This is a genomic window from Aliihoeflea aestuarii (genome assembly GCF_024105665.1).
GTDB classification, from domain to species: Bacteria; Pseudomonadota; Alphaproteobacteria; order Rhizobiales; family Rhizobiaceae; genus Aliihoeflea; species Aliihoeflea aestuarii.
Window position 1 is genome coordinate 85,336 of record NZ_JAAAMK010000003.1, and the last position, 25,383, is coordinate 110,718.

Below are 25,383 nucleotides of genomic sequence, written 5' to 3' on the forward strand. Positions count from 1 at the left end.
TGCAATCGCACTCAAAGGGAGGAGCCTCATGCGAAAGCAACTGTTCACATCGACAACTGCGCTTGCGCTGCTTTTCGGGGTGGGCGCGGCCCATGCCGATATGGAAGCGGCGCGCGCTTTCCTCGACGCGGAAATCGGCGACATGTCGTCGCTGACCCGCGAAGAGCAGGAAGCGGAAATGCAATGGTTCATCGACGCGGCCGCACCCCATGCCGGCATGGACATCCGCGTCGTGTCGGAAACGATCACCACGCACGAATACGAATCGCAGGTGCTCGCTCCCGCCTTCACGGCCATCACCGGCATCCGCGTCACGCATGACCTGATCGGCGAAGGTGACGTGGTGGAGCGCCTGCAATCGCAGATGCAGACGGGCGAAAATCTCTACGACGCCTATGTCAACGACAGCGACCTGATCGGGACGCACTGGCGCTACCAGCAGGTCCGCAATCTGACCGACTGGATGGCGGGCGAAGGGGCGGAGTTCACCAATCCGGACCTCGATCTGGAAGACTTCATCGGCATCTCCTTCACCACCGGCCCGGACGAGAAGGTCTACCAGCTTCCGGTCCAGCAATTCGCGAACCTCTACTGGTTCCGCTACGACCTCTTCACCGACCCTGAAATCATGGCCGAGTTCGAGGAGGAGTACGGTTATGAGCTCGGCGTCCCCGTGAACTGGGCCGCCTATGAGGACATCGCGGCGTTCTTCACCGGCAAGGATGTCGACGGCACGTCCATGTTCGGCCACATGGATTACGGCCGCCGCGACCCCTCGCTGGGCTGGCGCTTCACCGATGCGTGGCTGTCCATGGCCGGCAATGGCGACAAGGGCCTGCCGAACGGCCTGCCGGTCGATGAATGGGGCATCCGGGTCAACGAGAACTCGCAGCCGGTCGGCTCGTGCGTCGCGCGCGGCGGCGACACCAACGGTCCGGCCGCGGTCTACTCGATCCAGAAATATCTCGACTGGATGGAAGCCTACGCGCCGCCGGAAGCGCAAGGCATGAACTTCTCCGAATCAGGGCCCGTGCCGGCTCAAGGTCGCATCGCGCAGCAGATATTCTGGTACACCGCCTTCACCGCCGACATGGTCGGCGATGGCGCGGCCGCCGTACTCAACGAGGACGGCACCCCGAAATGGCGCATGGCTCCATCCCCGCACGGCGTCTACTGGGTCGACGGCATGAAACTCGGCTATCAGGACGCCGGGTCCTACACGCTGATGCAGTCGACCCCGGTCGATCGCGCCCAGGCGGCCTGGCTCTACGGCCAGTTCATCGCCTCGAAGACGGTCGACGTGAAGAAGAGCCATGTCGGCCTCACCTTCATCCGCGAATCGACCATTCAGCATGAAAGCTTCACGGAACGTTCGCCGGAGCTCGGCGGTCTGGTCGAGTTCTATCGCTCGCCGGCCCGCGTCCAGTGGTCACCGACGGGCACCAACGTGCCGGACTATCCGCGCCTCGCCCAGCTCTGGTGGCAGGCGATCGGCGATGCGTCCTCGGGTGAAAAGACGGCCCAGGAAGCGATGGACCAGCTTTGCGCCGAACAGGAAGCGGTGATGGAGCGTCTCGAGCGCGCGGGCGTGCAGGGCGATCTCGGGCCGGTCCTGAACCCGGAGGAGAGCCTGGAATACTGGAACGAGCAAGCCGTGGCGAACGGTACGCTAGCCCCGCAGCTCAAGAAGGAAAACGAGGACGAGGACCCGATCACGATCGGCTACGACGAACTCATCCAGAGCTGGGAAGCGGCCGATGCCGGCGGTGCCACCGGCGCAGCCCCGGCAGCCGATACGGAGGCACAGCCGGCCGAATAGCGGCTGCTGGAACGCCTAGAATGAAGGCGAATGCCGGGGCACGAAAACCTGCTCCGGCATTTTCGCATTCGGGACGGATGGCCAACAGAAAAGCGGCGTGGAGTGTCGGCCGATGCTGGCCAGGCTCGCCAAGCCCGAAATCACCCAGTGAAGCCGATTCCGCCACGCTATAGAGCGTGCGATCTCTTGAGGCCGCACTCACAGCACCCGGCGACCTAAGTTCGTCATTTTATTGTTTTTCAGCAACGTCAACACCTTACAGAAAGGTGGTGCCCAGGAGAGGACTCGAACCTCCACGCCTCGCGGCACACGGACCTGAACCGTGCGCGTCTACCAATTCCGCCACCTGGGCCGGAGCGATGCCTGAAAAAACCCTCGCTCGCGAACATCCGGAGGATCGGCAAGAGGCCTCCGGGCGCGCCGCCGATGTAAGCGGGCGTGGCTAGGGTGTCAACGGCAAAACGGTGTGCCGCGCAATTTATCGCGTCAGGCCCAGAACGTCGCGCATCGAATAGAGGCCGGGCTTCTTCTCGCGCGCCCACAACGCGGCCTGCACCGCGCCGCGCGCGAAGATGGCACGGTCCTCGGCGTGGTGGGACAGCGTGATGCGCTCGCCTGTTCCGGCCAGGATGACAGAATGGTCGCCGACGACAGAACCGCCGCGCAAGGTGGCGAAGCCGATCGTGCCGGCCGCGCGCGCGCCCGTGTGGCCGTCGCGTACGCGCACGGAATGCTCGGCGAGCGCCACGTCGCGTCCCTTTGCCGCTGCCTCTCCCAGAAGCAGCGCGGTCCCGGACGGGGCATCGACCTTGTGGCGATGGTGCATCTCCAGAACCTCGATGTCGAAATCGGAGGCGGGAAGCGCCCGTGCGGCCTGCTCGACCAGGGCCGCCAGCAGATTGACGCCGAGGCTCATATTGCCGGACTTGACGATCATCGCGTGCCGCGCGGCGGCCAGGATGGCGGCATCGTCGTCAGTCGAACACCCTGTCGTGCCGATGACGTGGACGATCCGCGCCTGCGCGGCGTAGCCGGCATATTCGACGCTCGCCGCCGGTGCTGAAAAGTCGATCACGCCGTCGGCTTTTGCGAAAAGCGGCAGCGGATCGTCGGTGATCGGAACGCCGATAGGCCCGAGCCCGGCGGTCTCGCCAGCGTCACGGCCGACATGGTCCGAGCCCTTCCGGTCGAGCGCGCCGGCGATGCGTACGCCGTTTGTCGCAGCTATGGTGCGCAGGATCGCCTGCCCCATGCGTCCCGCCGCTCCCACGACGACCAGTCCCATTTCGCTCATGCGTCCGTCTCCCCGGCCTGCCGCGCGTCGTCGACGAGTTCGAGGCTACGCTCTCCCTGCAGGCGATGGAAGCGCGCATAGAGCCCGGCCGGGTCCACGATCAGGTCGCGATGGGTGCCTTTTTCCACCACACGGCCCTCTTCCATCACGACGATGGTGTCGGCATTGACCACAGTGGAGAGGCGGTGCGCGATGACGATCGTCGTGCGCTCCTTCATCACCTTCTCCAGCGCGTCCTGAACCTTGGCCTCGGATTCGTTGTCGAGGGCCGACGTCGCCTCGTCGAGAAGCAGGATCGGCGCATTGCGCACGATGGCGCGGGCGATCGACAGGCGCTGGCGCTGGCCGCCCGACAAAGTGACGCCGTTCTCGCCGACGAGCGTGTCGTAGCCGAAGGCGGTCCTGGCGATGAAATCGTCCGCATTGGCAAGGCGCGCCGCCTCCTCGATCTCGGCATCGGACGCATCCGGCCGCCCATATCGGATATTCTCGCGGATCGTCCCTTCGAAGAGATAGGGGTGCTGCGAGACATAGGCGATCTTCGCCCGCAGCGACGATTTGGTGACATGGGCGATGTCCTGCCCGTCGATCTCGATACGGCCGGAATCCAGATCGTAGAAGCGCTGGACGAGGGCGACGAGCGTCGATTTTCCGGCACCGGAGGAGCCGACGATCGCGGTCACCTTGCCCGGTCCGGCATCGAAGGACACGTCGTGCAGCACCGGCTTGTCGGGCGCATAGGAAAAGGACACGTCGCGGAAGGCGACGCCGCCGGTACCCACCTCGATCGGCACCGCGCCGGGCGCGTCGCGCTGCGGCGGCTCCATGTCGAGAAGCTCGTAGATCATGCGCGCATTGACCAGCGAGCGCTCCAGATTGACCTGAACGCGCGCGAGGCGGCGGGCGGGATCATAGGCCAGAAGCAGCGCGGTGATGAAGGCGAAGACCGAGCCGGGAGACTGGCCGGCCGAGGCCGCGCGATACGCCGCATAGGCGATGACGCCGGCGATCGCCAGGCCGGCGAGCATTTCGGTGATCGGCGTCAGCCGTTCCGAGACGCGCGCGATCCGGTTGGCACGGTTTTCGGCATAGGCGGCAAGGTCGGCCATCTTGGCCGAAAGCTGCTCCTCCATCGTGAACGCCTTGACGATGGAGATGCCTTGCACGGTCTCCTGCATGGCGCCGAACAGATGCGAATTAACCTCGACCGATTCGCGCGTGACACGGCGCAGGCGGCGCATGAGGTAGTTGACCGAATAGACCAAGGGCGGACCGATCAGAAGACCGATCACCGACAAAAGCGGGTCCTGCATGATCATGACTGCCACGAGGGCGATCAGCGACACCGCATCGCGCGCGATCGAGGTGAGCGTGATCGACAGCATGTCGCGGATGCCGGTGACGTTCTGGCTGATCTGCGCGGCAAGCTGGCCGGACCGCGCGCTCGAATAGAAGTCGAGCCCAAGCTTCATCAGATGATCGAACAGGCGTTGCTGGTAGCGGGCGACGAGATTGTTGCCGATCTTGGCGAGAATCACGGCCTGGCCGTAGCTTGCAACGCCCCGGATCGCGAAGGCGGCGACGATGGCGCCGCAGATATAGGGCACGAGCCCATAGTTCTCGCGGTAGAAGATCTCGTCGATGATGTCGCGCATGATCCATGCGCTGAAAGCGGTCGTCGCGGCGACGGCGACCAGACACACGGTCGCTAAGGCATATTGCCCCATATAGTCGCGGCCGTTCTCGGCCAGGATGCGCTTGATGACCGCGACGATTTCGCCCGGTTCCGGCTTGCGCTGTTCTTTATCGACCTGTGCCAAGCTGGCGCTTTCCCGTGTTGGTGCCGGTGCGATGCGGCTGCCAGCCTATGCAGGCTGAAAGCCGGCGATGCAATCCGCAAATGGCCCTACCCGGCCTTGCTAGCGCGCCAATGCCGCCCGGTGGTGCGGATATGAAACGCCTGCGGGGTGCGAGCATAGGCGGCCAGTCCCAACAGCGCCGCCAGCGGATGGGTGATGACGAAAACGGGCAATTGGCGCATCAGCGCCGAATGCGGCGCCTTGTCCTCGAACGCCGCGCGAAAGCGGGGATGCTGGAGCGCCGCGACGATCTTCTGCGCGATGCCGCCGGTCAGGTAGACGCCGCCGCGCGCCATGAAGATCAGCGCCAGGTCGCCGGCAAGGCGGCCAAGGCAGGTCACGAAAATGTCGAGCGCTTCCTCGGCGACGCCGTCCGTTCGGGCGAGCGCCGCGCTTGTCACGCTTGCCGGCGTGGACAATTTCGCCGGTTCCGCGTCGGCCAAAGCGACGGCGCGATAAAGGTTCACGAGGCCGCGCCCGCACAGGATCTGCTCGCCCGAAATGCGCCCCTCGATCGGCTCGATATGCGGAAAGACTTCGAAATCGCGCGCCGTGCGCGGACCCATATCCACATGCCCGCCTTCGCCGGGGACCGGTATCCAGACGCCGTTTGCATTGATAAGGCCCGCAACGCCGAGCCCCGTGCCCGGCCCCAGAACGACGCGGCTGGCGTTCGGATCGGCCGGGCCGCCGCCGATCTGGACGCAGTGCTCCTGACCGATGGCGACGACGGCCAGCGCCTGCGCCTCGAAATCGTTGAGGATCACGACCTCCGAAAAGCCGAGACGGTCGATCAACACTCTTGGCCGGACCGTCCAGGGGCAATTCGTCAGCCGGATTTCGTCTCCGGTCACCGGGGCGGCGATGGCCAGCACAGCCGATTTCGGCCGGACCGGGCTTCGGGCGAGGATCGCGCGTTCGATTGCGATGTCGATGTCGGGGAAATCGGCCGTCGCGACGGTCGGGAACTCGATGGAATCGACATCCGGCCCTGGCAGGATGGCAAACCGGGCGTTGGTGCCGCCGATATCGCCGACGAGAACCGGAAATTCAAGGACGCCACCGGCGTCGATCGGACTGGGCATTGAAGCGGCTGCCGCGTGAGACGTTCTGACAAGAGGCTCTTGAAGGTCACACGCGGGCAGCGGAGTCAAGGTTGCGGGCGCGGCATGGGCAGCGGAATGCGGCTTTCGGGCGTCGGCGCATAGGCGTTTGCCGTCATCGGCACGCCGGTGGCCGCGATCGTCCGTCCCGGTCCGGTGATCGTCACCGCCGCTTCGGATTGCGGGGCGGGTGCATCGAGCACCGCCCGGCACTCGCGCGGCAGGTCCGAGACGCGCATCACATCGCGGGCGCGCGGCTGCTGCGGGCCGGTCGCCGGCCGCCACGGCTCGTCGGTGAACCACCAGGCAAGCGAGGAATCACAGCCGTCGCCGCGCCCGATGGGCTCCTGTGGACGGCAGCCGGGCGAGCCGGCGGGACAACCGATGCGGATGTGGAAATGCGAATCATGGCCCCAGAACGGACGCACCTTGCCGAGCCAGGAGCGGTCGCCGGTCACCGTGTCGCACAGCTTCTTCTTGATCCCGGGATGAACCAGAATGCGCTCGACTTCGCGGTAGGATGCGGCGCGGCGCAGGATGCCGGCATGGGCTTGCGTCCATTTGCGCTCGTCCACCGTCAACCCGCCGTCGCGGATCATCGAGACGAATTCCATATTGTCGCGCTCCCGCGCCGAAAGGCGGCGCTGCGGCATCGGCTGGAACCAGATATCGACATCGAGGCCGAGCTGGTGCGAGGCATGCCCCGACAGCATCGGGCCGCCGCGCGGCTGGGAGATGTCGCCGACGAGAAGGCCGGGCCAGCCGTCTGCGGTCGCCTCGCGCGACAGGCGTTCGACGAGATTGACGAGGTTCGGGTGTCCCCAGCGACGGTTGCGCGACAGGCGCATCGCCTGCCATTGCGGCCCGTCGGTCGCGATCGCGACGCCGCCGGCAAAGCATCCCTTCGAATAGGAGCCGTAGACGCGCGCCTCGGTCGCCGCGGGGAGCGGCGTGTTGCCGAAGAGGTCCTTGGCGAGCGGATCGGCGGCGGCCGCACCGCCCGCAAGGAGGGTCACGATCAATGCCGCGTTGCGTGCCAGTTTGCCGAATCTCATCCCGCCTCTCCCTGATCGTTCATTCCGAGACTTGCGCCGAATGGTTACCGCAATCCTAATCTGACGCCTCGCCCCGCCAATCGTGATCGCGCCACATCGCGTCGAAAGCATGCGCGTAGGTCGGATGACGAAAAACATAGCCGCCAGCCTTCAGCTTCGCATTCGAAACACGCTTGTTCTCGCCGTAGAAGGAGCGCGCCATCGGCGTCATCTGCGCTTGTGCGAACGGCGTTTCGGGCGGCGGCGCCACATTCATGAGGCTTGCCGCATAAGCGACCACGTCCTGCGGCGGGGCCGGCTCGTCATCAGTGACGTTGAAGACGCCGCCGGTTTCGCGATGCGCCAGATGCGCAAGCGCCCCGGCGATGTCTGCCACATGGATGCGGTTGAAGACCTGCCCCGGCTTGACGATGCGCTTTGCGGTCCCGCGCTCCAGATTGACGAAGGCGTTGCGACCGGGACCGTAGATGCCGGACAGGCGCAGGATCGCGAGCGGGACGTTTCGGTGCCCGGCGAAATCCGTCCATGCGCGTTCGGCGGCCAGCCGCTGGATCGAGCGCGTCGAGACCGGGCGGCAGGGCGTCTCTTCGTCCACCCAGTCGCCCTCATGGTCGCCATAGACACCGACCGTGGACAGATAGGCGATCCAGCGAAGATCCGGCATGTCCTGCCGTATTGTCGCGCCGGCCGCGTCGAGCACCGGATCGCCCTCGTCGCCCGGCGCGGCGGAGATTATGACATGCGTGCTTTGCTGCAGGGCGTCCTTTACGGCGGCATCTATCGACACCCCGTCGAACAGGAAAGGCTCGACGCCGAGCGCGCGCAGCCCCTCCGTTTTCTCCGCGCTTCGCGTCGTTCCGAAGACGCGATGCCCGTCCGCGATCGCCAGTCGTGCAAAGGCCTTCGCCGAATAGCCGGCACCGAAGAGAAAGAATATCCGTTTCATGCCGTCTCCATCGCGTGCGCCCATTCATATCTCACATCGCCATCGCTTTCGCCCGCCTGATTGACTGTGGCCAGCCTGTCGAAATCGCGCGGGTCGGCAAGAAGCGACAGCGCCCAGACAGCGGCTCCGCGCACCAAAGGGGCGGGGTCGGCGAGCAGCGCCTCGACATGGGGCGACAGCGCCGGGTCGCCCGAATTGCCGGCCGCGATCAGCACGTTTCGCATGAACCGGTCGCGGCCGATGCGCTTGATCGGCGAACCGGAGAACTTGATCCGAAACCCCGCATCGTCGAGACCGAGCAGTTCGGCGATCGCCGGGGCGGTCAGATCGTCGCGCGCGGCAAGCTTCGCTTCGCTCGCCTCCTTCGCAAACTTGTTCCACGGACATGCCGCGAGGCAATCGTCGCAGCCATAGATGCGGTTTCCCATCAGAGGGCGGAACTCGTGCGGGACCGGCCCCTTATGTTCGATGGTGAGGTAGGAAATGCAGCGCCGCGCATCGAGCTGGTAGGGCGCGGGAAACGCGTTCGTCGGGCAGATGTCGAGACAGGCGCGGCAGGAGCCGCAATGGTCGTGCTCGGGTGAATCGGGTTCGAGATCCGCCGCCGTGAAGATCGATCCCAGAAACAGCCAGGAGCCGAATTCGCGGCTGACGAGATTGGTGTGCTTGCCCTGCCAGCCGAGCCCGGCGTCAGCCGCCAGCGGCTTTTCCATCACCGGCGCGGTGTCGACGAAGACCTTGACCTCGGCTCCCGTCCGCGCGGCGAATTTCTGCGCCAGCGTCTTCAGTTTGCCCTTGATGACATCGTGATAGTCGCGATTGCGCGCATAGACCGAAATCGCGGCCCGGTCACGCCGTTCGAGCAAGGATAGCGGATTTTCGTCCGGCCCGTAATTCATGGCGAGCATGATGACCGAGCGCGCCTGCGGCCACAGCGCGTTCGGATGCGCGCGGCGTTCCACCGTTTCGGCCATCCACTCCATCGTGCCGTGCCGGCCTTTCTCGACGAAGGTCTTGAGGCGCGGAGCGGCAGGCCAGCCGGCATCCGGCCGCGCGATCGCAATCTCATCGAAACCGAGCGCACGGGCTTCGTCTTCGATGAATTCCCGAAGACGCGCCGCCGGAACGGGGTTTCGGGGGGCGTTCATCTCAGAAGTCCAGATCCGCGTAATGCGAGGCCGGCGTCAGGCCGCGGATGCGATCGGCGAGCAAGGGGCGGAAGGACGGGCGCGACTTCATGCGCGTGTACCATTCGCGCGCCGCGCCATATTCGGACCAGTCGATCTCGCCCATATAGTCGAGCACGGAAATCGAGGCGGCGGCGGCCAGATCGGCATAGGTCAGGCGCGGACCGGCGAGCCAGTTGCGGGTGCCCGCCAGCCAGTTCGTGTATTTCATGTGCTGGCGTATGTTGGCGCGGGCGGCGCGGATGGCAGACGAATTTGGCGACCCGCCACCCTGTTCGGCCGGGATTTGCGGCTTCAGCGCGCGCTCCAGGACCAGATGTCTCGTCACCTCATTCTCTGCCTTGACCAGATACCATTCGGTCAGCCGCCGGATTTCGGCGCGCGTGATCGGGTTTTCGGCCATCAGGCGCTTGTCGCGCTTCAGCGCGCCGCGTGTCTCGTCGATATATTCGGCGATCACCGAGGCACCGACGATGGGTTCGTCGGCCTCGGCCAGAAGAACGGGAAGCGTCGCGGCCGGGTTGAGTTGCAGGAACTCCCTGCGCCGCGCCCAGGGCTTTTCCTCGATCAGAGACAAATCCTCGCCATACTCGCCGAAAGCAAGGCGGATGAAACGGCAGGGCGCGTAGAGCGGATGGTGGAAAAGCGTCAGCATTGGCACTCGAACTCATGAATGGGCAGTGCGGCGCGCGGCAACGAAAGGTCTGGCCTTTTCCCGTTCCGGCGGATAAGCCTCGGCGCGAATTCGGGTTCGACCACGCCGATGCGGGCCAGAGCTATAGGCAAGCGTGGCGCGCGTGACAAGCGAACCTTTGTGACAGGCCCTGCCGCCATCCCGCTCGCGCCGGAGTTTTCATGGACGATCAATCGCTTCTCATCGCGGCCCTGCTCGGCATTATCGAAGGAATGACGGAGTTCATCCCCGTCTCCTCGACCGGCCATCTTCTTCTGGTCGGGCATTTCATCGGTTTCGAATCGACGGGCCGCAGCTTCGAGGTGCTGATCCAGTTGGGCGCGATCCTGGCCATCGTCTCCGTCTATTTCGCGCGGCTGTGGCATCTTCTGGTGACCCTCCCGAACAATCGCGAGACGCAGTATTTCGTCGGCGGCGTTCTGCTCGCCTTCCTGCCCGCCGCGATCATCGGCGCGTTCGCACATGATTTCATCAAGACCGTCCTGTTCGAAACGCCGATCGTCATCTGCATCTCACTCATAATCGGCGGTTTCATCCTCCTGTGGGTGGACCGGCGAACGGTCGAACCGAAATACACCCATGTGGCCGAGTTTCCACTGTCGGTGTGCTTGCGCATCGGCCTCATCCAGTGCCTCGCGATGATTCCGGGAACGTCGCGCTCGGGCTCGACCATCGTTGGCGCGCTTTTGATGGGCGCAGACAAGCGCTCGGCGGCCGAGTTCTCGTTCTTCCTCGCCATGCCGACCATGGCGGGCGCCTTCACCTACGATTTGTTCAAGAACCGCGATATTCTATCGACCGACGATTTCTGGATCATCACCGTCGGCTTCGTCACCGCCTTCATCTCGGCGGTGTTCGTGGTGCGCTATCTGCTCGATTACGTGGCAAAGCGCGGCTACGGGCTTTTCGGCTGGTGGCGGCTGATCGTCGGTTCGGTCGGCCTCGTGGCACTGCTCGTCTTCGGCTGATCGGCCGTTTTTGGCTGCATCAGGCTTTCGAGGAGACGATCTTCGGCTTCGGGCGCTGACGCTTGCCCGCGCCGGGGTTGCTTGCCATGAAATCGACGATGCGCGGCACGATCTCGGAGCGGAAACGCGAACCGTTGAAGACGCCATAATGCCCGACCTTGGGCTGCATGTAATGCGCCCGCATGTCGCCTGGAATGTTCTTGCACAGATCGTGTGCGGCCTTTGTCTGGCCGATGCCCGAAATGTCGTCGTTCTCGCCCTCGACGGTCAAAAGCGCGACGTTGCGGATCGCGGACGGGTCGACCTTCTCGCCCCGGTGCATCATCTCGCCCTTCGGCAGGGCATGGTTCACGAACACGGTCTCGACCGTCTGGAGATAGAACTCCGCCGTCAAATCCATGACGGCCAGATATTCATCGTAAAAGTCGCGATGCTTTTCGGCCGAATCCCCGTCATCCTTGACGAGGTGCATGAAGAAGTCCTTGTGCGCGATGATGTGGCGGTCGAGATTCATGCTCATGAAGCCCGACAATTGCAGGAAACCGGGATAGACCGAGCGCATGAAGCCGGGCTCGGGCCACGGCACCTGCATGATGACGTTGTCGCGGAACCAGGCGATGCCTTTTTCCTCGGCGAGCTTGTTGACGGCGGTCGGATTGCTGCGTGTGTCGATCGGGCCGCCCATCAGCGTCATCGAGGCCGGCGCAAACCGATCGCCGCGCGCCTCCATCACCGCGGCGGCCGCCAGAACCGGCACCGAAGGCTGGCATACGGCCATGACATGCGTGTCGGGGCCCAGATGTTGCAGCATCTCAATCACGTAGTCGACATAGTCTTCAAGGTCGAAGCGGCCATCGGAAGTCGGGACCATGCGCGCGTCGGCCCAGTCGGTGATGTAGACCTCGGCGTGCTGGATCATCGATTCGACGGTGCCGCGCAACAGCGTCGCATAGTGGCCCGACATCGGCGCGACGATCAGGAGCTTGGGGTCGGCCTTGCGGCTCTTGGGCAAGGCACGCTCGAAATGGATCAGGTCGCAGAAGGGCTTTTTCCAGACGATGCGTTCCGAAACCGCGACGTCTTCGAAGCCGACCTTGGTCTGCGTGATGCCGAAGCCCGGCTTGGCGTATCGCCGCGTCGTTCGCTCGAACATCTCCGCGCCCGCCGCAATGCTGCGTCCCATCGGAGTGTGCGACACCGGATTGAGCGGATTGGAATATAGAAGCTTCACCGCGTCAGCGAAGGCGCGCGCCGGCTGGAGCGCTGCGTGGTTCAGTTCGTAAAGCTGGTAATACATGCTTTTGCCCCAGAAAGCCTCGGCCGGCGAAGAGCCGTTCGGTCGGGGCGGTTGTTGTCCTGCATAACGAAATTAAGCAGGCTCTTGTTGCAATGCAATAGAACAAGATTCTCGCTCATACGCCTTTAGCGAAGCTTAACGGCTTGTTTCGACGCTCTCCGCCGCTAGGTTTGGCTGGGTCAGCGAGGGTGATCGTGCCGAAAGCGTTTTGGATTACGGGTGAGAAGAAATGTGCGCTGCGGCAGGACGAGTTGTCTGCCGATAACGCCCTGATCGAAGTCGAAATGCTCTATTCGGGCATCAGCCGGGGTACCGAGGCGCTGGTTTTCGCAGGATCGGTCCCAAAAGCCGAATATGAGCGCATGCGCTGCCCGCATCAGGGCGGCGATTTCCCGTTTCCTGTGAAGTATGGCTACGCGGCGGTAGGGCGCATCCTCAGCGGCGAACGTAAGGGCGAACTCGTTTTCGCGCTTCATCCGCATCAGGATCGCTTTGCCCTGCCCGCCGGCGAACTTCATGCCTTGCCTGCCGGTCTGCCGCCCGAACGTGCGGTGCTCGCCGCCAATATGGAAACCGCGCTCAACATCGTGTGGGATTCGAAGGCGGGTCCGGGCGACCGGATCGCGGTGATCGGCGCCGGTGTCGTCGGAGCATTGACGGCCTGGCTCGCCGCGCGCCTTCCCGGCGCGCAAACCACTCTTGTCGACATCAACCCGGCACGACAATCATTGGCCGGCGCGCTCGGCGTCGTATTCGCTCAGCCGGATCGCGCGCCCGCCGATTGCGACGTCGTCATCCATGCCAGCGCCAGCGCGGCCGGTCTTCGAACCGCACTCGACTGCGCAGGCGTGCAGGCGCGCGTCGTCGAGGCGAGCTGGTATGGCGACCGGTCCGTCGAAATCGGTCTGGGCGGCGCCTTTCACAGCCGCCGGCTGCAACTCGTGTCGTCGCAGGTCGGCTCGATACCGCCCGACCGAACCGCGCGCTGGACCTATGCGCGCCGGCTTTCCACCGCATTGCAGCTTCTGGCGGACGACGATGCGCTCGACACGCTGATCTCCGGCGAAACGCCGTTCGACACGCTCGACCGCGATTATGCCGCGATCCTCGGCAATCCCGAAACGCTCTGCCACCGTATACGCTACGAACCCTCCACCAAAGGACGCTGAATGTTTGCCGTCGAAGTCCGCGATCACATCATGATCGCCCACAGTCTCCCCTCGCCGGTCTTCGGTCCCGCACAAGGTCTGCATGGCGCGACCTTCGTCGTGGACGCGGCCTTCTACACCCGCGACATCGATGAAAACGGGCTGGTGGTCGATATCGGTCTGGCCACCGAGGCGCTGAAAGCTGCGCTCGAGCCGTTGCGCTACGGCAATCTCGATGATGTCGAAGCGTTCAAGGGCAAGATCACGACGACCGAATTTCTGTGCCGGCACATCTTCGATGCGCTTGCCGAGGCAGCACGCACCAAAGGGCTCGGCGACAATGGCCGCATTGTGAAAATCCGCGTCATGCTGCATGAAAGCCATGTGGCCCGCGCTTGGTACGAAGGCGAATTGTGAGCGGCAAGCGGCTCTTTTTCGTCGTTCCGGGCGATATCGACACCCCGACCGGCGGCTATGGATATGACCGCCGCATCGCAGCCGGCCTGCGCGATCTCGGCTGGCAGGTGGAGATCGTCTCGCTGCCCGGAACCTATCCCGACACTGGCGCGGAAACGTTGGAAGCCGCAGCCGCCGCCTTCGCCGCGCTGCCAGACACCGCCCTGACGCTGGTCGACGGTCTGGCCTATGCACGCCTGCCGCAGATCGTGGAACGTCAATCCGGCCGGCTGCGTCTTGCGGCGCTCGTTCATCACCCGCTGGCCGACGAAGGCAATCTGCCGGCCCCCACAGCCCGCGCATTCGAGGCGGACGAGATCGGCGCATTGGAACAGGCGCACGCCGTCATCTGCACGAGCGAGACGACGGGGCGCAGGCTGGTGGAGCGTTACGCGGTGTCGCCCGCAAAGCTTCACGTCGCGCCGCCCGGCACAGAACGTAAGTCAATACTTACGGATAAAAGACGAAAGACCATACTTCTTTGCGTCGGCTCCATCGTCCCGCGCAAAGGCCACGACGTGCTGATCGAAGCTCTGGCACGCCTCGCGGATATCGATTGGTCCGCCCGTTTCGTCGGACCACCACGCGACGATGGATGGAAAAACAGGCTCGACCGGCTGATCGCCACGCACGGCCTCGAAGACCGCATCAGCTTTATCGGGCCGCTCGCCGATCTGGATTCCGAATATAAGCAGGCAGGCATTTTCGTCCTCGCGACACGTCATGAAGGCTATGGCATGGCCTATGCCGAGGCGCTGGCCGCCGGATTGCCTGTGGTCGGATGCGCGGTTGGCGCGGTGCCGGAAGTTGTGCCGCCCGACGCCGGAGCGCTGGTGCCGCCGGACGATCCGGCCGCCTTCGCGTCCGCGCTGCGCAAGCTGCTGACGGATTCCAACGCATATGACAAGGCAGCGCAAGGCGCGCGCAGGGCGGCAGAAACCTTGCCGCGCTGGGAGGACAGCGTCGCCATTATCGCGCGAGCACTGGAAGGCATCGACACATGAGTTTTGCCGTGGACTGGCTCGACCTGCGGGAAGATGCGGACAATGCCGCGCGCGATTCCGACCTGCGAGACACCGCCGTCACCTTTATTGCCGCACAGCGCGATCCGCTCGTCGTCGATCTCGGCGCGGGCACCGGTTCGACCATGCGGGCGCTGAAAACGGCGAAGGCGAAATGGCGGTTGATCGACAACGATCCGGCCCTTCTTGCCGAAGCGGAGCGGCGCGGCGGGACCATCGAGACCGTCGAAATGGATTTGACGCGCGTCGAGGCGATACCGCTCGACGGCTCATCGCTCGTCACCGCCTCCGCGCTTTTCGATCTGGCGAGCCGGGCCTGGATCGATGCGCTCGCGGATCGGCTCGCAGCTTCGCGCATCGGCATCTACGCCGCGCTCAGCTATGACGGCATTTTGCAATGGGAGCTGGCCGACGCGGACGACGATGCCGCACGGGACGCGTTCAACGCGGACCAGCGAACCGTGAAAGGTTTCGGACCGGCGCTCGGCCCGGATGGAGCCAGCCATCTTGCAGAGGCTATGAAAATTCGCGGTTATGCGGTGAATGTCGCGCCCAGCCCCTGGCGTCTCGGCGCCGCGGAGGCGGCCTTACAGCGCTCGCTGCTGGGCGGAATTGCCGAAGCCGCCGCCCGATCGGGAATGGCGAATGCCGATGAGTGGCTCGCGCGCAGGCTCCAAAGCGCTGAAACGGCGCGCTGCACCGTCGGCCATCTCGACGTCCTCGCCCTTCCTTCCTAAAGCGCGTCGCGATCTTTCAGATTCGCTCATACACTTTAGGTTCTTGTTTTTGCGCACGTCTTTATCCCGAAACCGGTGCCCACTTTCGGGAGACGTGCTCTAGCCAAGCTCGCAATCGATAACGATATCGGTCGCAAGGCCGTAGACCCGAGACGTCGGACGGCGCGCTTCGGACAAAAGGGAAATGGGGCGCGCCGTCAGGCTGGACGGACCTGCGCCGATGATGAGCGGTGCGATGCTCACATGCAGCCGGTCGATCAGGCCAGCGTCGAAGAAGCGACCGATCGTGATGCCGCCGCCCTCGATCATGATGCGGCGAAAACCGCGCTCGACCAGAGCGGTGAGGATGGCGGCCGGATCGACGCCGTCATGCGACGCGGGGACCATGATCGTCTCTATGCCTTCGGGACGGGTGCGGTCGCAACACTGGACCACGAGGCAGCGTCCGCCCTTTCCCGCCATCATCGCCGCATCGTCGCCGAGCCGTCCGCGCGGATCGATCACGACGCGGGCGGGATCGTCGCCGGAGACGAGCCTTACGGTCAGACGCGGGTCGTCCTGGATGGCGGTGTTGGCACCGACGACCACGCAATCGGCCAAAGCCCGGCACCGATGGAGATGTTTCAGCCCTTCGCTGCCGGAAATATCGGCGGCGTCGCCGTCCACGGTCGCGACCCGCCCATCGAGCGACTGGCCGATCTGCGCGAAGACGACCGATCCTTCGTTCGATCCGAGAAGAGGCTCATAAAGGCTCCAGGCGGCTTTTTCGGCAGCAGACCAACCGTCCTGCGCATCAGGCGCACCGTCCCGGGCTGCGACGAGTGACGCCCAGACGCGATCGGTCACGTCGGCCGACGCTAGGGGCATCGGTGGCGGTGTCTCGCCTGACGGATTCGGCGGGTTCATCGGCTCGAAACGCTCATACTGGTTCATCGCTTTGGCCATCCTGCGGCAAGGGCGCCGAAAACGCGTCGACGAACCGCTTGCGAAAAGCGTCCATGCGCCAGACGGGCGCGTCGTCACCCGGCACCGCGCCTTCGCTAAACGCCCAACCTTCGATTGCGTTCAGGGTGTCGCGATCGGAGATCACATGAATGGGAACATCCCGGTTCGTCTCGCTGCCCGAAACGAACGTCGCGGGCTGATGATCGCCCAGAACGACGATCAGCGGCGGCGGGCCCTTCAGCCGGTCGAGGAACGACGCGACGGTGCGCAAGGAATAGTCGATCGACTGACGGAACTGGTCGCGCACGCGGTCGCGGTCGCGCCAGACCACTTCCGGCGTGTCGCCCGATTGCGCCTGCCCGTTGAAGATCGTCCCGTCGCCGACCTCGTCCCAGTCAACGAGTTCGGGGATCGGCGTCCACGGCGCGTGAGATGAGATCAGCGCGATCTCGGCGAAGACCGGCGCGCGATCCGGCTTCTTCAATGCGAGCCGTTCGAAAGCCGAGAGCGTATACTGATCGGGCATGGTCACCCAGTTGAAGGGCAGGCCGCGATAGCCCAGATCGTCCTTCGCCAATATGCGGTCATATCCGAAATACGCGCCCTCGGGCCACGCCATGGTGATCGCCGGCATGACGGCCACTCTTTCCCAGCCGCCCTGTGAGGCAAGTGCCATCAGGGATTTTCGCGAACTGGCCAGCATGGCGCGGTAGCGGCCCTGAGTGTCGATCCACAGGCCCGAAAGAACGCTGGCATGGGCGAGCCAGCTTTGCCCGCCCACTATCGGCGCGGTCAGGAATGCCGATTCGACGGCAAGTCCGTTGCGGGCCGCGTCCGTCTCGAGACGGGCCAGCGCGTCGCGGGTGGTGTCGGCGTAGAGCGGGTTGTCGAGCGTCGAGCGGCCATAGGACTCGACGAAGATCAGAAAGACGTCGCGGCCTTCAAGGGCCTGAAGGAGACGGCCGCTGGCCGGGACGGCGATATCGTCGGATCTCGCTTCGTCTTCGACAGCCGCGATTGCAAGCTGCGCGGTGCGCGCCGCCTCGACATGATCCGCCAGCAATTCCGTCGCGCCGAAGGAGGCCCGGCCGGTCAAGGCGAGGGCTGCCGCGAAGATCAGCGAGACCGCGAATGCCGGCCCGACGCGGCGCGGCGACGACCGCCCGACGACGCCCGTCGACCACCAGAATGCCGTAGATGCCAGCACGACGAAGACCGCTGCGCCGAAAACGTAGAGGCTTGCGCGGACAAGTCCGCTCGACCCCGACATGAGCATCCAGCCGGCATGAAGAAGCGGCAGGTCGTAGGCGAAGTTGAAAGGTCGGTTCAGCGACGCGTACAGCCCGAAATCGGCAAGCTTCACGAGAAGGATCGCGACGAGCGCGGCGGTAAGGGCGGCCCGCGCCAATCTTGAAAAAGCGCCTGCACGCGGCAGCATCAGAAGCACCGCGACGATCGCCACCAGTTCCAGCGGCAGATGAGCGAGTTGCGGCAATGTCGCGTCCTGCGGCCGTGCAGGCAGCGCAAGCACGGCAAACAGGATCGCGAGCGCGACGACGATTACGCTCATGCGAGGTCGGTCAGGAGCGGTCGAGGCGCGCATAGACATCTCCCGATTTGCCGCTGGCGATCGCGTGGTCGATATGCGCGCGCACAGCCGGCGCGTCGAGCCAGTCGCCCGAGGCGAAGCGAAGGCGCTCGCCGGTCATCAGATTGAAGCGGTAGCGCCCGAGTGTTTCGAGCTTCGAAATGCAGGAATCGGCCACCTCCCGCAATGCCGGCAGGAACTCGAAGGCGAGGGCGGGGACCGGGCTGCTCAGCCCCGACAGCACCTGTTCCTCGAAACCCTCCACGTCGATCTTGACGAAGGCGGGAAGGCCGAAGCGGTCGATCAGCGCATCGAGCGTCGTCATCTCCACTGTCTCGGACCGGTCCCAAACCACGCGGTCGAAACCGGGATCGGCCTTGACCGCGCCGGCAATGTCGGTTCGCAGCGACGACACGGTCGGGTGCAGGCTCGACACGGCCATTGCGGCGGCACGATCGCCGCGCGGCCCGGCGGCAAGCGGCAAAATGGTGATATCGGCCGGCAATGTGCGCCTCAAAAATCCATAGAAGAGCGGCTGCGGTTCGAGCGTGACGACCTTCGCGCCGGTGCGGCGCAGGGCGCGCGAGCGGTTGCCGACATGGCCGCCAATATCGAAGACGACGTCGCCCGGCCCGGCGAACTGCGCATAAAGACGCGCCGTCCTGCCGATCCGGTGCGGCCGGGAATAATAGATGATCAGGGAACGGGCAAGACCGGCGACGCTGCGAAGGCTCATGCGGATCGGTCCCGCCGCAGGAGATAGCGGATATCCACCGCGAAGGACCAGGTCAAAAGGGCAAGCGCGACGGCCGCGATCCAGGCCGACACGGGCGGCACGATCTGCGGAAGCAGAAGAAGAGCCAGTGCCGCGATCTGGACGACGCAGATAGCCTTGCGGCGCAGCGATTCGGGCAGCGGCGCCTCGAGCCGTTTCGACAGGAACCCGGCGCTCAACAGGCCGTAGCGCATCAGGCCGATCAGCAACACCCAGATGCCGGCCTTGCCGTGCATGTAGGCGCAGACGGACAAGATCAGGACGAAGAGCGCGTCGACCTCCAGATCGAACCGCGCACCGAAGGTTGACGCAAGCCCGCTTCGCCTGGCAAGCCAGCCATCGATTCCGTCGAGCGCCAGTGCCAGCCCGCAGAAGGCGGCAATGGCGAGTGCCGCCCCATCGTCGAGCGTCTCGAACGCCGTCGCCGCAACGAGCGCGATCATACCGGCCCGGACCAGCGTCACGGCGTTGGCGGCACCAAAGGCTTCATGCGGGTGACTGCCGGAAATGCGCGTGATGACGCAGGCGGCGACGACCAGATAGAGCAGGATCGCCGCGACGCCTGAGCCATAACCGAGCATGTCCAGCCAGACAGCCGCGATGCAGACGACCAAACCCACCGCCTGCAGCCACAGGGCGGTGCGCATAACGAGGCCCCGAGCATACGGGAGCCGGCGAGCCGTCACATCCATCACGATCTCCTCCATGACGAAGATGTCGACCGAGACTTTGCCGGCTGCAAGTCCTTCGTGTCTTTCAGGGCTTTGACTTTGCTCACATTCGCGTCATTCTTCGAGTGTCCCAACGAGGTTCAATACGCCAATGGGCTATGATCGGATTTCCCGCATTCTGCACTGGCTGACGGTTGTCATCGTGCTGACGATGATTCCGGCGGGCCTTATCATGGCCGATACCGAGAACCGCGCTCTTCAGGACATTTTGTTCATCTTTCACAAGAATACGGGCGCGCTGCTGATCGTGCTCCTGGCAATCCGCCTCTCATGGCGCGTCACGCACCCTGCGCCGCCCCTTCCGGCCGCGATGCCGGCCGCGCAGAAGGCAGCGGCCAAGGTCAGCCATTTCGCGCTCTATTTGCTGCTCGTCGTCATGGCGGTCAGCGGCTATGTGCGGGTGCGGGCGGGCGGCTTTCCCATCGAGATGCTCGATGCGCTCGGCGTGCCGTCATTCGTGCCGCGCGACGAGGCGCTGGCCGAGAGAGCGAAGTCCATCCACGCGACGGCGAAGTTCACGCTGATCTTCTTCATCGTTCTGCATATCGGCGCGGCGTCCTATCACGGCCTGATCCGCCGCGACGGCGTGTTTTCGCGCATGTGGCCGCCGGCCGGCCGGGCATAGCTATCCGACAGAGATCTCGGCGCTCGCCTCGACCGTTTCGCCGGTGTCCTCCGTCCAGACCAGTTCGAGCGTTCCCGATTGCGTTGGAGCCACGAAGAATCGCAGATACGGGTTGGCCGAGACGGACCGGTTGAGTTCCGCAGTCAGGACCGGTTCCCCGCCCATCGTCGCCTCGACCCGCTCGATGATCCGCTTGGGGAGCGTCTCGCCGCTGGAATTGGTGCGAAGGCCCGTTTCCATCGGGTGATTGATCATCGACAGCACCTTGCCCGGCTCGCCGGTCGACACGCTGCCCGGCGCGCGCAACCGCGTCTGGAAGACGTTGGCGCTTTCATAGGTGTCGTCGACCATCAGGCAGCCCGTCGTCGTCACGCGGACCTCGCGCTCGCCGACCATCACTTCACCGGAGGCCGTGCGGGCAATCGCGATCACGGTCTGGCTCTCGTTCAGACGAACGCGCGTTGCGACATCTGCGCGGCCGGCAAGCGGCGAGAAGTGAAAAACGGCGATCAGCGGATCAGGATTGCTCGGCGCGAACAGATGCACCGTCTCGACCGGATCGGCATCGTCCAGCGCGCGCTCGACGCGGAAGGAAAGCGGCACGGCCGCGCCATTTTCCGAAACGAGCGGCAGTTCGAGTTCGATCCCATCCGTCGGCGTTGCATCACCGACGAGTTCGCGCGCGGCGTCTAGGCGTTGCCACGCTCCGGCCTGCGCCGTTGCGGGCCTCAGCATCAAAGCCAGCGCGCCCGCGCCGGACAAAGCCAAAACGGAGCGGCGGGTAAGGCGGGTCATGTCGTGCATTCTCGTCATGCCCTCGAATATAGAAACTTCTCCGAACCGCTCAAGGCTGCGGCGCGGGAAGGCGCAAGGGTCCACGCAGGCCGAGCGCGGCGCCGGCCAGGATGCCGGCGGCCGCTATGAACGAGCCCAACGCCAGCGTGGACAGACCCGTCAGCCCCTGCCCGATCGAGCAGCCGAGCGCGAGCGCGCCGCCGATCCCCATCAGCGCGCCGCCGCCCATGTAGCGCAGCATGGACCCGGGCCGCGTGAAGCCTTGAAGTTTCGCACTGCGCGTTATCAGCGCCGTGCCGAGCGCGCCGAGGACGACGCCCGCGACCACCGCGACGCCGAACGAAAGCCGCACGCCGGTCGCCAGCATCGCATACTGGATCGTGTCACCTATCGGCGCGATGAAGGTGAGCGAGGCGAGCGGGGCGGGATCGAAATCGTCCGCGCCGAGCACGCCGGTCGCGTACCAGCCCGCGACGACGAGCAATCCGACGATCATGCCGCCGAGACTGTGGATCGGCGCGGCGCGGAAAGCAGCATTCGCAAAGGCGAAAGCGGCAAGACCACCGGCGACGATCGCCACGATGAGCCATCGCGCGACGCTTTCGGCCAGCCCCAGCCCACCGAAAAGGGCAGTCAGCGTCGGCGGCGAGACGGGTGCCGGAAGCGACAGAACGGACTGAGCGGCGACGCGCCACGGCGCGATCAGGCCGGTCAGGGTCATATGCGCAGCAATGCCGAGGCACAGCAGGACGAGTACCGAGCGCAGATTGCCCGAACCGAGCAGCACCAGCGAACGCGCACCGCAGCCATTGGCCATGACCATGCCATAGCCGAACAGCGCTCCACCGATCAGCAGGAGCGGAATCGGCAGGACGGGCTGCATGTAGAGAGAGCCGGCCAGACGGACCGTGCCGGACTCATCGAGAATCTGGCTGCCCAGGATCGCGACCGCGAGCGCGAGCGCGAAAGCACGGATGCGAAGACCGTTACCCTCGACCCACCAGCCGCGTAATCCGCTCATCAGGCAAAAGCCGCTGACCTGACCGACTGCACCGAAGACGAGACCGATGGCGAAAGCGGCCCAGAGCATCGTTTCCGGCGATGGCGTCATGCGTTTTGTCCCCGTCCCGTCAAATGAGAACCGGCCCGGCCGCGTGGAGCGCCGTGCGTCTTTCAGACGCACAAAGGACGCTCCAAACTTTAGTTGAGCATCGGATCATTCCGAAAACCGGATTCCACTTTTCGGTCCGATGCTCGCGACTGGACCGGCTTTCTTTTCGATAAAGCGCGCCGCCGCCAGGGGCAAGCGCGCTGGTATCAGGCCGGCACGGTGCCCCATGTGTCATTGGCGATGGCGTCATACCAGCCGACCGCGTATTGCGCCTCGCGCAGCCGGAAATCGGCATCCGCATCGGCCGGGCTGACGCCGCCTGAGCCTTCGACCTGAACGACCTCGTCATCGACGGCCTCATAGACGCCGACGACGGAGATGCCGTAATCCGGGCCGATCAGGCTGTAGCAGGTGTTCGTCCATGACGCTGCCGGGGCCTCGTTGCCCGCGAGGCTCGCGACGATCGCCGCAGCCGCCACCTTGCCCTGCGTGTTGGCGCAGAAGCCGGATTTCGGCATCGGAGACGCGATCGCGGCATCGCCGATGACATGGATGTCGGCCACCTGACGCGACTCGAAGGTCGATGCCTTGATCGGCACCCAGCCGCCCTCGTTCGTCACCCCTGCGCGCTCGGCGATGAAGCCGGCCTTTTGCGGAGGAACGACGTTGAGGACATTCGCCCTGTGAACCATGCCGAACTCGGTCTCGACTTCCAGCGCCTCGGCATCGACGCGTACGACGCGGCCGTCATCCGACAGGCCGACCCACTCGATCGTGTCGCCGTAAAGCGACTGCCAGCCGGCGGTGAACAGACCCTGTTTGGAGAAGGCGTCCTTGGAATCCAGGATCAGTATCTTGGAATTCGGCTTGTGCTCCTTGAAATAGTGCGCGACCAGCGAGACGCGCTCGTAAGGTCCGGGCGGGCAGCGGAACGGATCGGCCGGAGCCGACAGGACGAACAGGCCGCCATCTTCCATTTCCTCGAGCTGACGCCTCAGGAGCTGCGTTTGCGCGCCGGCCTTCCAGGCATGCGGGGCAAGTTCCGCCGCCGCCTCGTCATAGCCTTCCAGCGCGCCCCAGTTGATGTCGATCCCCGGCGAGAGGATCAGCTTGTCGTATTCGACCGTCTCACCATTCGACAGCGTGACCGTGTGGGCGTCGCCATCGACGTCTTCGGCAAGCGCGGTGACGAGATTGACGCCGTATTCGCCGGTCAGTTCCTCATAGGAATGGCCGATCGATTCGAACTCACGCAGGCCGCCGAGATAGAGATTGGAAAAGGGACAGGTGTAGAACCGCTCCTGTGCCTCGATCAGCGTGACGTCGATGTCGGGATTGCGTCGTTTGATGTATTTCGCGGCGGTCGCGCCGCCGAAGCCGCCGCCGACGATGACGACGCGGCCGGCAGAACCTTGCGCGCGCAGGATATTGGGCATGGCGAGCGGCGCGACGAAAGCGGCGGCGCCCAGTGCAAGCATGTTGCGACGTGTGATCATGGTGCGCTCCCTCACGGCTCGATTTCGGAGAAGTAACGGGCGAGGGCGTCGAGCTCCTCGTCGGTATAGCCGGTCGCGTGACGCGTCATGATCGTCGCACCCTCGACCTCGCCCGCCTTGAATGCGAGAAGCTGCTCGCGCAGGATGTCGTAATCCTGACCGGCGATCGCCGGGATAGCGCCGGGCGAGCGGCCGTCCGTGCCGTGGCAGTTGGCGCAGGTGCCGGCCAGCACCGACACCTCGTCTTCGCTGAGGGCACTGGCCGGCCCGGCGAATGCGGCAAGCATCGCCGCGACGACGACGCCCCTTCGAAAATGCTTCGAGAACATGGATCAGCCCCCCTTTTCCAAAACCCTCGGCGAGCAAACGCATCGCCTCTTTGGAATGATTATAGAAAAGGATGCGCCCTTCGCAACTCTATACTTTCACAGCTTCGTAGCCGAGGTAATAATGGAATTGAGTACTCGCTTACGGGCTATTTGGAGGAAATCATTTCCTTCAATCGAGGCGTACCGAGATTGATATCTTCCTCGGTCGGGTCGATCCCGGCTGCCAGCAGACGGCGTGCGATCATGTGATCGGCCGCGCGGTTGATGGAATCCACCGCCAGCAGCCGTGGCCCGGCGAAATGCCAGACCGAAAACGCGTTCGCCTCGGGATCGCCGGCAAGAAGATGCCTGTCCGCATCGAAAGAGAGGCCGGCCGTCTGCAACTTGATATCTCCCTGGTCGGACCAGAACCACGGCACCTCATGAAAAGCGGAGGGTTTTCCGGTGATCGTCCGTGCCGCGTGCTTTGCCTGGTCACTTGCGTTCTGCACCGATTCCAGCCGGACGGGGCGCGCGGCATGCCAGTGATGGAAACTGGTGACATCGCCCAATGCCAGAATGCGCGGATCGGCGGTGCGCATCTGCTCATCGACGACGATGCCGTTGTCGATGGCGAGACCGGCAGCGGCCGCGAGTTCGACATTGGGAACAACGCCGGTGCCGAGGACGACCAGATCGGCGGAGATACGCGACCCGTCCGTCAGCCGGACGGCATCGACGCGCCCGTTCGCACCCCCGAAGCCTGACACCCCCACGCCTGTGCGCAGATCTATCCCCGCCTCGCGCGCACGGCGTTCCGCATAGGACGAAATGAGCGGGGCGACCGAGCGGCCCAGAACGCGCGGCGCCATTTCGACCAGCGTGACGTGCTTTCCAAGACCAGCCAGCGTATGCGCGATCTCCATGCCGATGAAGCCGCCACCGACCACGATGGCCGACCGCGACGCCGCCGTCGCCTCGCGAATGCGACCGGCATCGGCGAAATTGCGAAGCGCGAAAATCCCGTCGAGACCGTTTCCCTCGACCTGTGGCAGGCGCGGCCGGGCCCCGGTCGCGAGAATGATTTGGGAGAAGGGCAATGACACGCCGTCATCGAGCCTCACCCTTCCGGCCGACCGGTCGAGTTCCTCGACCCGTCGGCCGAACAGAAGCTCGACCCCGTTGTCGCGATAGAAGCTCTCCGGGCGCAGCATCTGCGAGCCGCCACCGGGCGTCTTCAGGAACGTCTTCGACAGAGGCGGCTTGTGATAGGGCAGTTCCGTTTCATCATTGACGAGGGCGATCGCCCCGTCGAAGCCTTCCTGACGCAGGCTTGCGGCGGCCTGCGAGCCACCATGCCCGCCGCCGATGATGATCACGCGCTCTTCCACCCTCAAACCTCGCCGTCATATCCGATTTCGGCA

The 25,383-nt window shown here is 64.6% G+C and carries 24 protein-coding genes and 1 tRNA gene; 7 read left to right on the forward strand and 18 right to left on the reverse strand.

The features are described from left to right. Positions 1-28 precede the first annotated feature (28 nt). On the forward strand, positions 29-1,819 hold the full coding sequence (locus tag GTW25_RS08035; RefSeq protein ID WP_252911537.1) for an ABC transporter substrate-binding protein: 1,791 nt from the start codon (positions 29-31) through the stop codon (positions 1,817-1,819). A gap of 267 nt (positions 1,820-2,086) precedes the next feature. On the opposite strand, the gene GTW25_RS08040 is transcribed toward GTW25_RS08035, so the two are convergent. The 8 genes from GTW25_RS08040 to GTW25_RS08075 form a co-directional block, all read right to left on the reverse strand. Continuing rightward, positions 2,087-2,171 (reverse strand) — tRNA-Leu (locus GTW25_RS08040). Positions 2,172-2,297: 126 nt separating this feature from the next. After that, positions 2,298-3,113, reverse strand: a complete 816-nt coding sequence (gene dapB / locus GTW25_RS08045) for a 4-hydroxy-tetrahydrodipicolinate reductase (RefSeq protein ID WP_252911538.1) — start codon at positions 3,111-3,113, stop codon at positions 2,298-2,300. Continuing rightward, positions 3,110-4,840, reverse strand: coding sequence for an ABC transporter ATP-binding protein (locus GTW25_RS08050; protein WP_252912043.1), 1,731 nt, complete (start codon positions 4,838-4,840; stop codon positions 3,110-3,112). The genes dapB and GTW25_RS08050 overlap by 4 nt, the downstream gene beginning before the upstream one ends. Positions 4,841-5,019: 179 nt before the next feature. Then, positions 5,020-6,057: a glucokinase gene (locus GTW25_RS08055; protein ID WP_252911539.1), complete on the reverse strand. Its 1,038-nt coding sequence runs from the start codon at positions 6,055-6,057 to the stop codon at positions 5,020-5,022. Positions 6,058-6,122: 65 nt separating this feature from the next. Further along, positions 6,123-7,217, reverse strand: a complete 1,095-nt coding sequence (gene mepA / locus GTW25_RS08060; RefSeq protein WP_372493122.1) for a penicillin-insensitive murein endopeptidase — start codon at positions 7,215-7,217, stop codon at positions 6,123-6,125. Then, complete coding sequence (locus tag GTW25_RS08065; RefSeq protein ID WP_252911541.1) at positions 7,186-8,076, reverse strand: SDR family oxidoreductase; 891 nt, start codon at positions 8,074-8,076, stop codon at positions 7,186-7,188. The genes mepA and GTW25_RS08065 overlap by 32 nt, the downstream gene beginning before the upstream one ends. Beyond that, positions 8,073-9,224 carry a tRNA epoxyqueuosine(34) reductase QueG gene (queG, locus tag GTW25_RS08070; RefSeq protein WP_252911542.1) on the reverse strand — a complete coding sequence of 384 codons (1,152 nt, stop codon included), beginning with the start codon at positions 9,222-9,224 and terminating at the stop codon, positions 8,073-8,075. Before queG ends, GTW25_RS08065 begins: the two co-directional genes overlap by 4 nt. A 1-nt stretch (position 9,225) precedes the next feature. Continuing rightward, positions 9,226-9,918, reverse strand: coding sequence for a glutathione S-transferase family protein (locus GTW25_RS08075; protein WP_252911543.1), 693 nt, complete (start codon positions 9,916-9,918; stop codon positions 9,226-9,228). Between the two features lie 200 nt (positions 9,919-10,118). On the opposite strand from GTW25_RS08075, the gene GTW25_RS08080 reads away from it, so the two are divergent. Continuing rightward, on the forward strand, positions 10,119-10,925 hold the full coding sequence (locus tag GTW25_RS08080; protein WP_252911544.1) for an undecaprenyl-diphosphate phosphatase: 807 nt from the start codon (positions 10,119-10,121) through the stop codon (positions 10,923-10,925). A gap of 19 nt (positions 10,926-10,944) precedes the next feature. On the opposite strand, the gene GTW25_RS08085 is transcribed toward GTW25_RS08080, so the two are convergent. Beyond that, on the reverse strand, positions 10,945-12,222 hold the full coding sequence (locus GTW25_RS08085; protein WP_252911545.1) for a polyhydroxyalkanoate depolymerase: 1,278 nt from the start codon (positions 12,220-12,222) through the stop codon (positions 10,945-10,947). Positions 12,223-12,416: 194 nt separating this feature from the next. Here GTW25_RS08085 and GTW25_RS08090 point away from each other — a divergent pair, with 194 nt between their 5' ends. Genes GTW25_RS08090 through GTW25_RS08105 form a run of 4 tightly spaced genes read left to right on the forward strand, consistent with a single transcriptional unit; the run spans position 12,417 to position 15,585 of the window. Continuing rightward, a complete protein-coding gene (locus tag GTW25_RS08090; protein WP_252911546.1) occupies positions 12,417-13,391 on the forward strand; it encodes a zinc-dependent alcohol dehydrogenase in 975 nt (324 codons plus the stop codon). Next, complete coding sequence (locus tag GTW25_RS08095) at positions 13,392-13,787, forward strand: 6-pyruvoyl trahydropterin synthase family protein (RefSeq protein ID WP_252911547.1); 396 nt, start codon at positions 13,392-13,394, stop codon at positions 13,785-13,787. Further along, entirely contained in the window at positions 13,784-14,830 is a 1,047-nt protein-coding gene (locus GTW25_RS08100) for a glycosyltransferase family 4 protein (RefSeq protein ID WP_252911548.1), read from the forward strand. Before GTW25_RS08095 ends, GTW25_RS08100 begins: the two co-directional genes overlap by 4 nt. Further along, the gene (locus GTW25_RS08105; RefSeq protein ID WP_252911549.1) at positions 14,827-15,585 is read left to right on the forward strand and encodes a class I SAM-dependent methyltransferase; all 759 of its coding nucleotides are present in this window, start codon (positions 14,827-14,829) and stop codon (positions 15,583-15,585) included. Before GTW25_RS08100 ends, GTW25_RS08105 begins: the two co-directional genes overlap by 4 nt. Positions 15,586-15,684: 99 nt before the next feature. On the opposite strand, the gene GTW25_RS08110 is transcribed toward GTW25_RS08105, so the two are convergent. Genes GTW25_RS08110 through GTW25_RS08125 form a run of 4 tightly spaced genes read right to left on the reverse strand, consistent with a single transcriptional unit; the run spans position 15,685 to position 19,585 of the window. Beyond that, positions 15,685-16,518 (reverse strand): RibD family protein, encoded by an 834-nt coding sequence (locus GTW25_RS08110; protein ID WP_252911550.1) that lies wholly within the window; start codon positions 16,516-16,518, stop codon positions 15,685-15,687. After that, positions 16,505-18,100, reverse strand: coding sequence for an alkaline phosphatase family protein (locus GTW25_RS08115; protein ID WP_252911551.1), 1,596 nt, complete (start codon positions 18,098-18,100; stop codon positions 16,505-16,507). Before GTW25_RS08115 ends, GTW25_RS08110 begins: the two co-directional genes overlap by 14 nt. A gap of 10 nt (positions 18,101-18,110) precedes the next feature. Then, positions 18,111-18,854 (reverse strand): FkbM family methyltransferase, encoded by a 744-nt coding sequence (locus tag GTW25_RS08120; RefSeq protein WP_252911552.1) that lies wholly within the window; start codon positions 18,852-18,854, stop codon positions 18,111-18,113. Beyond that, positions 18,851-19,585 carry a CDP-alcohol phosphatidyltransferase family protein gene (locus GTW25_RS08125; protein WP_252911553.1) on the reverse strand — a complete coding sequence of 245 codons (735 nt, stop codon included), beginning with the start codon at positions 19,583-19,585 and terminating at the stop codon, positions 18,851-18,853. Before GTW25_RS08125 ends, GTW25_RS08120 begins: the two co-directional genes overlap by 4 nt. Before the next feature lie 130 nt (positions 19,586-19,715). Here GTW25_RS08125 and GTW25_RS08130 point away from each other — a divergent pair, with 130 nt between their 5' ends. Continuing rightward, positions 19,716-20,249, forward strand: a complete 534-nt coding sequence (locus tag GTW25_RS08130; RefSeq protein ID WP_252911554.1) for a cytochrome b — start codon at positions 19,716-19,718, stop codon at positions 20,247-20,249. On the opposite strand, the gene soxZ is transcribed toward GTW25_RS08130, so the two are convergent. The 5 genes from soxZ to GTW25_RS08155 all read right to left on the reverse strand — a co-directional run bounded on the left by soxZ (position 20,250) and on the right by GTW25_RS08155 (position 25,350). After that, complete coding sequence (soxZ, locus tag GTW25_RS08135) at positions 20,250-21,044, reverse strand: thiosulfate oxidation carrier complex protein SoxZ (protein WP_252911555.1); 795 nt, start codon at positions 21,042-21,044, stop codon at positions 20,250-20,252. It lies immediately after the preceding gene. Positions 21,045-21,093: 49 nt separating this feature from the next. Then, on the reverse strand, positions 21,094-22,155 hold the full coding sequence (locus GTW25_RS08140; RefSeq protein ID WP_252911556.1) for a YeeE/YedE family protein: 1,062 nt from the start codon (positions 22,153-22,155) through the stop codon (positions 21,094-21,096). A 206-nt stretch (positions 22,156-22,361) separates the two neighbouring features. Next, entirely contained in the window at positions 22,362-23,651 is a 1,290-nt protein-coding gene (locus GTW25_RS08145; protein WP_252911557.1) for an NAD(P)/FAD-dependent oxidoreductase, read from the reverse strand. A gap of 11 nt (positions 23,652-23,662) precedes the next feature. Then, entirely contained in the window at positions 23,663-23,980 is a 318-nt protein-coding gene (locus GTW25_RS08150) for a c-type cytochrome (RefSeq protein ID WP_252911558.1), read from the reverse strand. 146 nt (positions 23,981-24,126) lie between these two features. Further along, positions 24,127-25,350: an NAD(P)/FAD-dependent oxidoreductase gene (locus tag GTW25_RS08155; protein WP_252911559.1), complete on the reverse strand. Its 1,224-nt coding sequence runs from the start codon at positions 25,348-25,350 to the stop codon at positions 24,127-24,129. Between the last annotated feature and the right edge of the window lie 33 nt (positions 25,351-25,383).

Bases quoted from the DNA above. Each gene is read 5' to 3' on its own strand.
- GTW25_RS08140 (WP_252911556.1), bottom strand. From the start codon at position 22,155: ATGACGCCATCGCCGGAAACGATGCTCTGGGCCGCTTTCGCCATCGGT.
- GTW25_RS08095 (WP_252911547.1), top strand. From the start codon at position 13,392: ATGTTTGCCGTCGAAGTCCGCGATCACATCATGATCGCCCACAGTCTC.
- soxZ (WP_252911555.1), bottom strand. From the start codon at position 21,044: ATGACCCGCCTTACCCGCCGCTCCGTTTTGGCTTTGTCCGGCGCGGGC.
- GTW25_RS08110 (WP_252911550.1), bottom strand. From the start codon at position 16,518: ATGAACCAGTATGAGCGTTTCGAGCCGATGAACCCGCCGAATCCGTCA.
- GTW25_RS08130 (WP_252911554.1), top strand. From the start codon at position 19,716: ATGGGCTATGATCGGATTTCCCGCATTCTGCACTGGCTGACGGTTGTC.
- GTW25_RS08035 (WP_252911537.1), top strand. From the start codon at position 29: ATGCGAAAGCAACTGTTCACATCGACAACTGCGCTTGCGCTGCTTTTC.
- GTW25_RS08150 (WP_252911558.1), bottom strand. From the start codon at position 23,980: ATGTTCTCGAAGCATTTTCGAAGGGGCGTCGTCGTCGCGGCGATGCTT.
- GTW25_RS08115 (WP_252911551.1), bottom strand. From the start codon at position 18,100: ATGAGCGTAATCGTCGTCGCGCTCGCGATCCTGTTTGCCGTGCTTGCG.
- dapB (WP_252911538.1), bottom strand. From the start codon at position 3,113: ATGAGCGAAATGGGACTGGTCGTCGTGGGAGCGGCGGGACGCATGGGG.
- GTW25_RS08120 (WP_252911552.1), bottom strand. From the start codon at position 18,854: ATGAGCCTTCGCAGCGTCGCCGGTCTTGCCCGTTCCCTGATCATCTAT.
- GTW25_RS08055 (WP_252911539.1), bottom strand. From the start codon at position 6,057: ATGCCCAGTCCGATCGACGCCGGTGGCGTCCTTGAATTTCCGGTTCTC.
- GTW25_RS08085 (WP_252911545.1), bottom strand. From the start codon at position 12,222: ATGTATTACCAGCTTTACGAACTGAACCACGCAGCGCTCCAGCCGGCG.
- GTW25_RS08125 (WP_252911553.1), bottom strand. From the start codon at position 19,585: ATGGATGTGACGGCTCGCCGGCTCCCGTATGCTCGGGGCCTCGTTATG.
- queG (WP_252911542.1), bottom strand. From the start codon at position 9,224: ATGAACGCCCCCCGAAACCCCGTTCCGGCGGCGCGTCTTCGGGAATTC.
- GTW25_RS08105 (WP_252911549.1), top strand. From the start codon at position 14,827: ATGAGTTTTGCCGTGGACTGGCTCGACCTGCGGGAAGATGCGGACAAT.
- GTW25_RS08080 (WP_252911544.1), top strand. From the start codon at position 10,119: ATGGACGATCAATCGCTTCTCATCGCGGCCCTGCTCGGCATTATCGAA.
- GTW25_RS08065 (WP_252911541.1), bottom strand. From the start codon at position 8,076: ATGAAACGGATATTCTTTCTCTTCGGTGCCGGCTATTCGGCGAAGGCC.
- GTW25_RS08145 (WP_252911557.1), bottom strand. From the start codon at position 23,651: ATGATCACACGTCGCAACATGCTTGCACTGGGCGCCGCCGCTTTCGTC.
- GTW25_RS08050 (WP_252912043.1), bottom strand. From the start codon at position 4,840: ATGGGGCAATATGCCTTAGCGACCGTGTGTCTGGTCGCCGTCGCCGCG.
- GTW25_RS08075 (WP_252911543.1), bottom strand. From the start codon at position 9,918: ATGCTGACGCTTTTCCACCATCCGCTCTACGCGCCCTGCCGTTTCATC.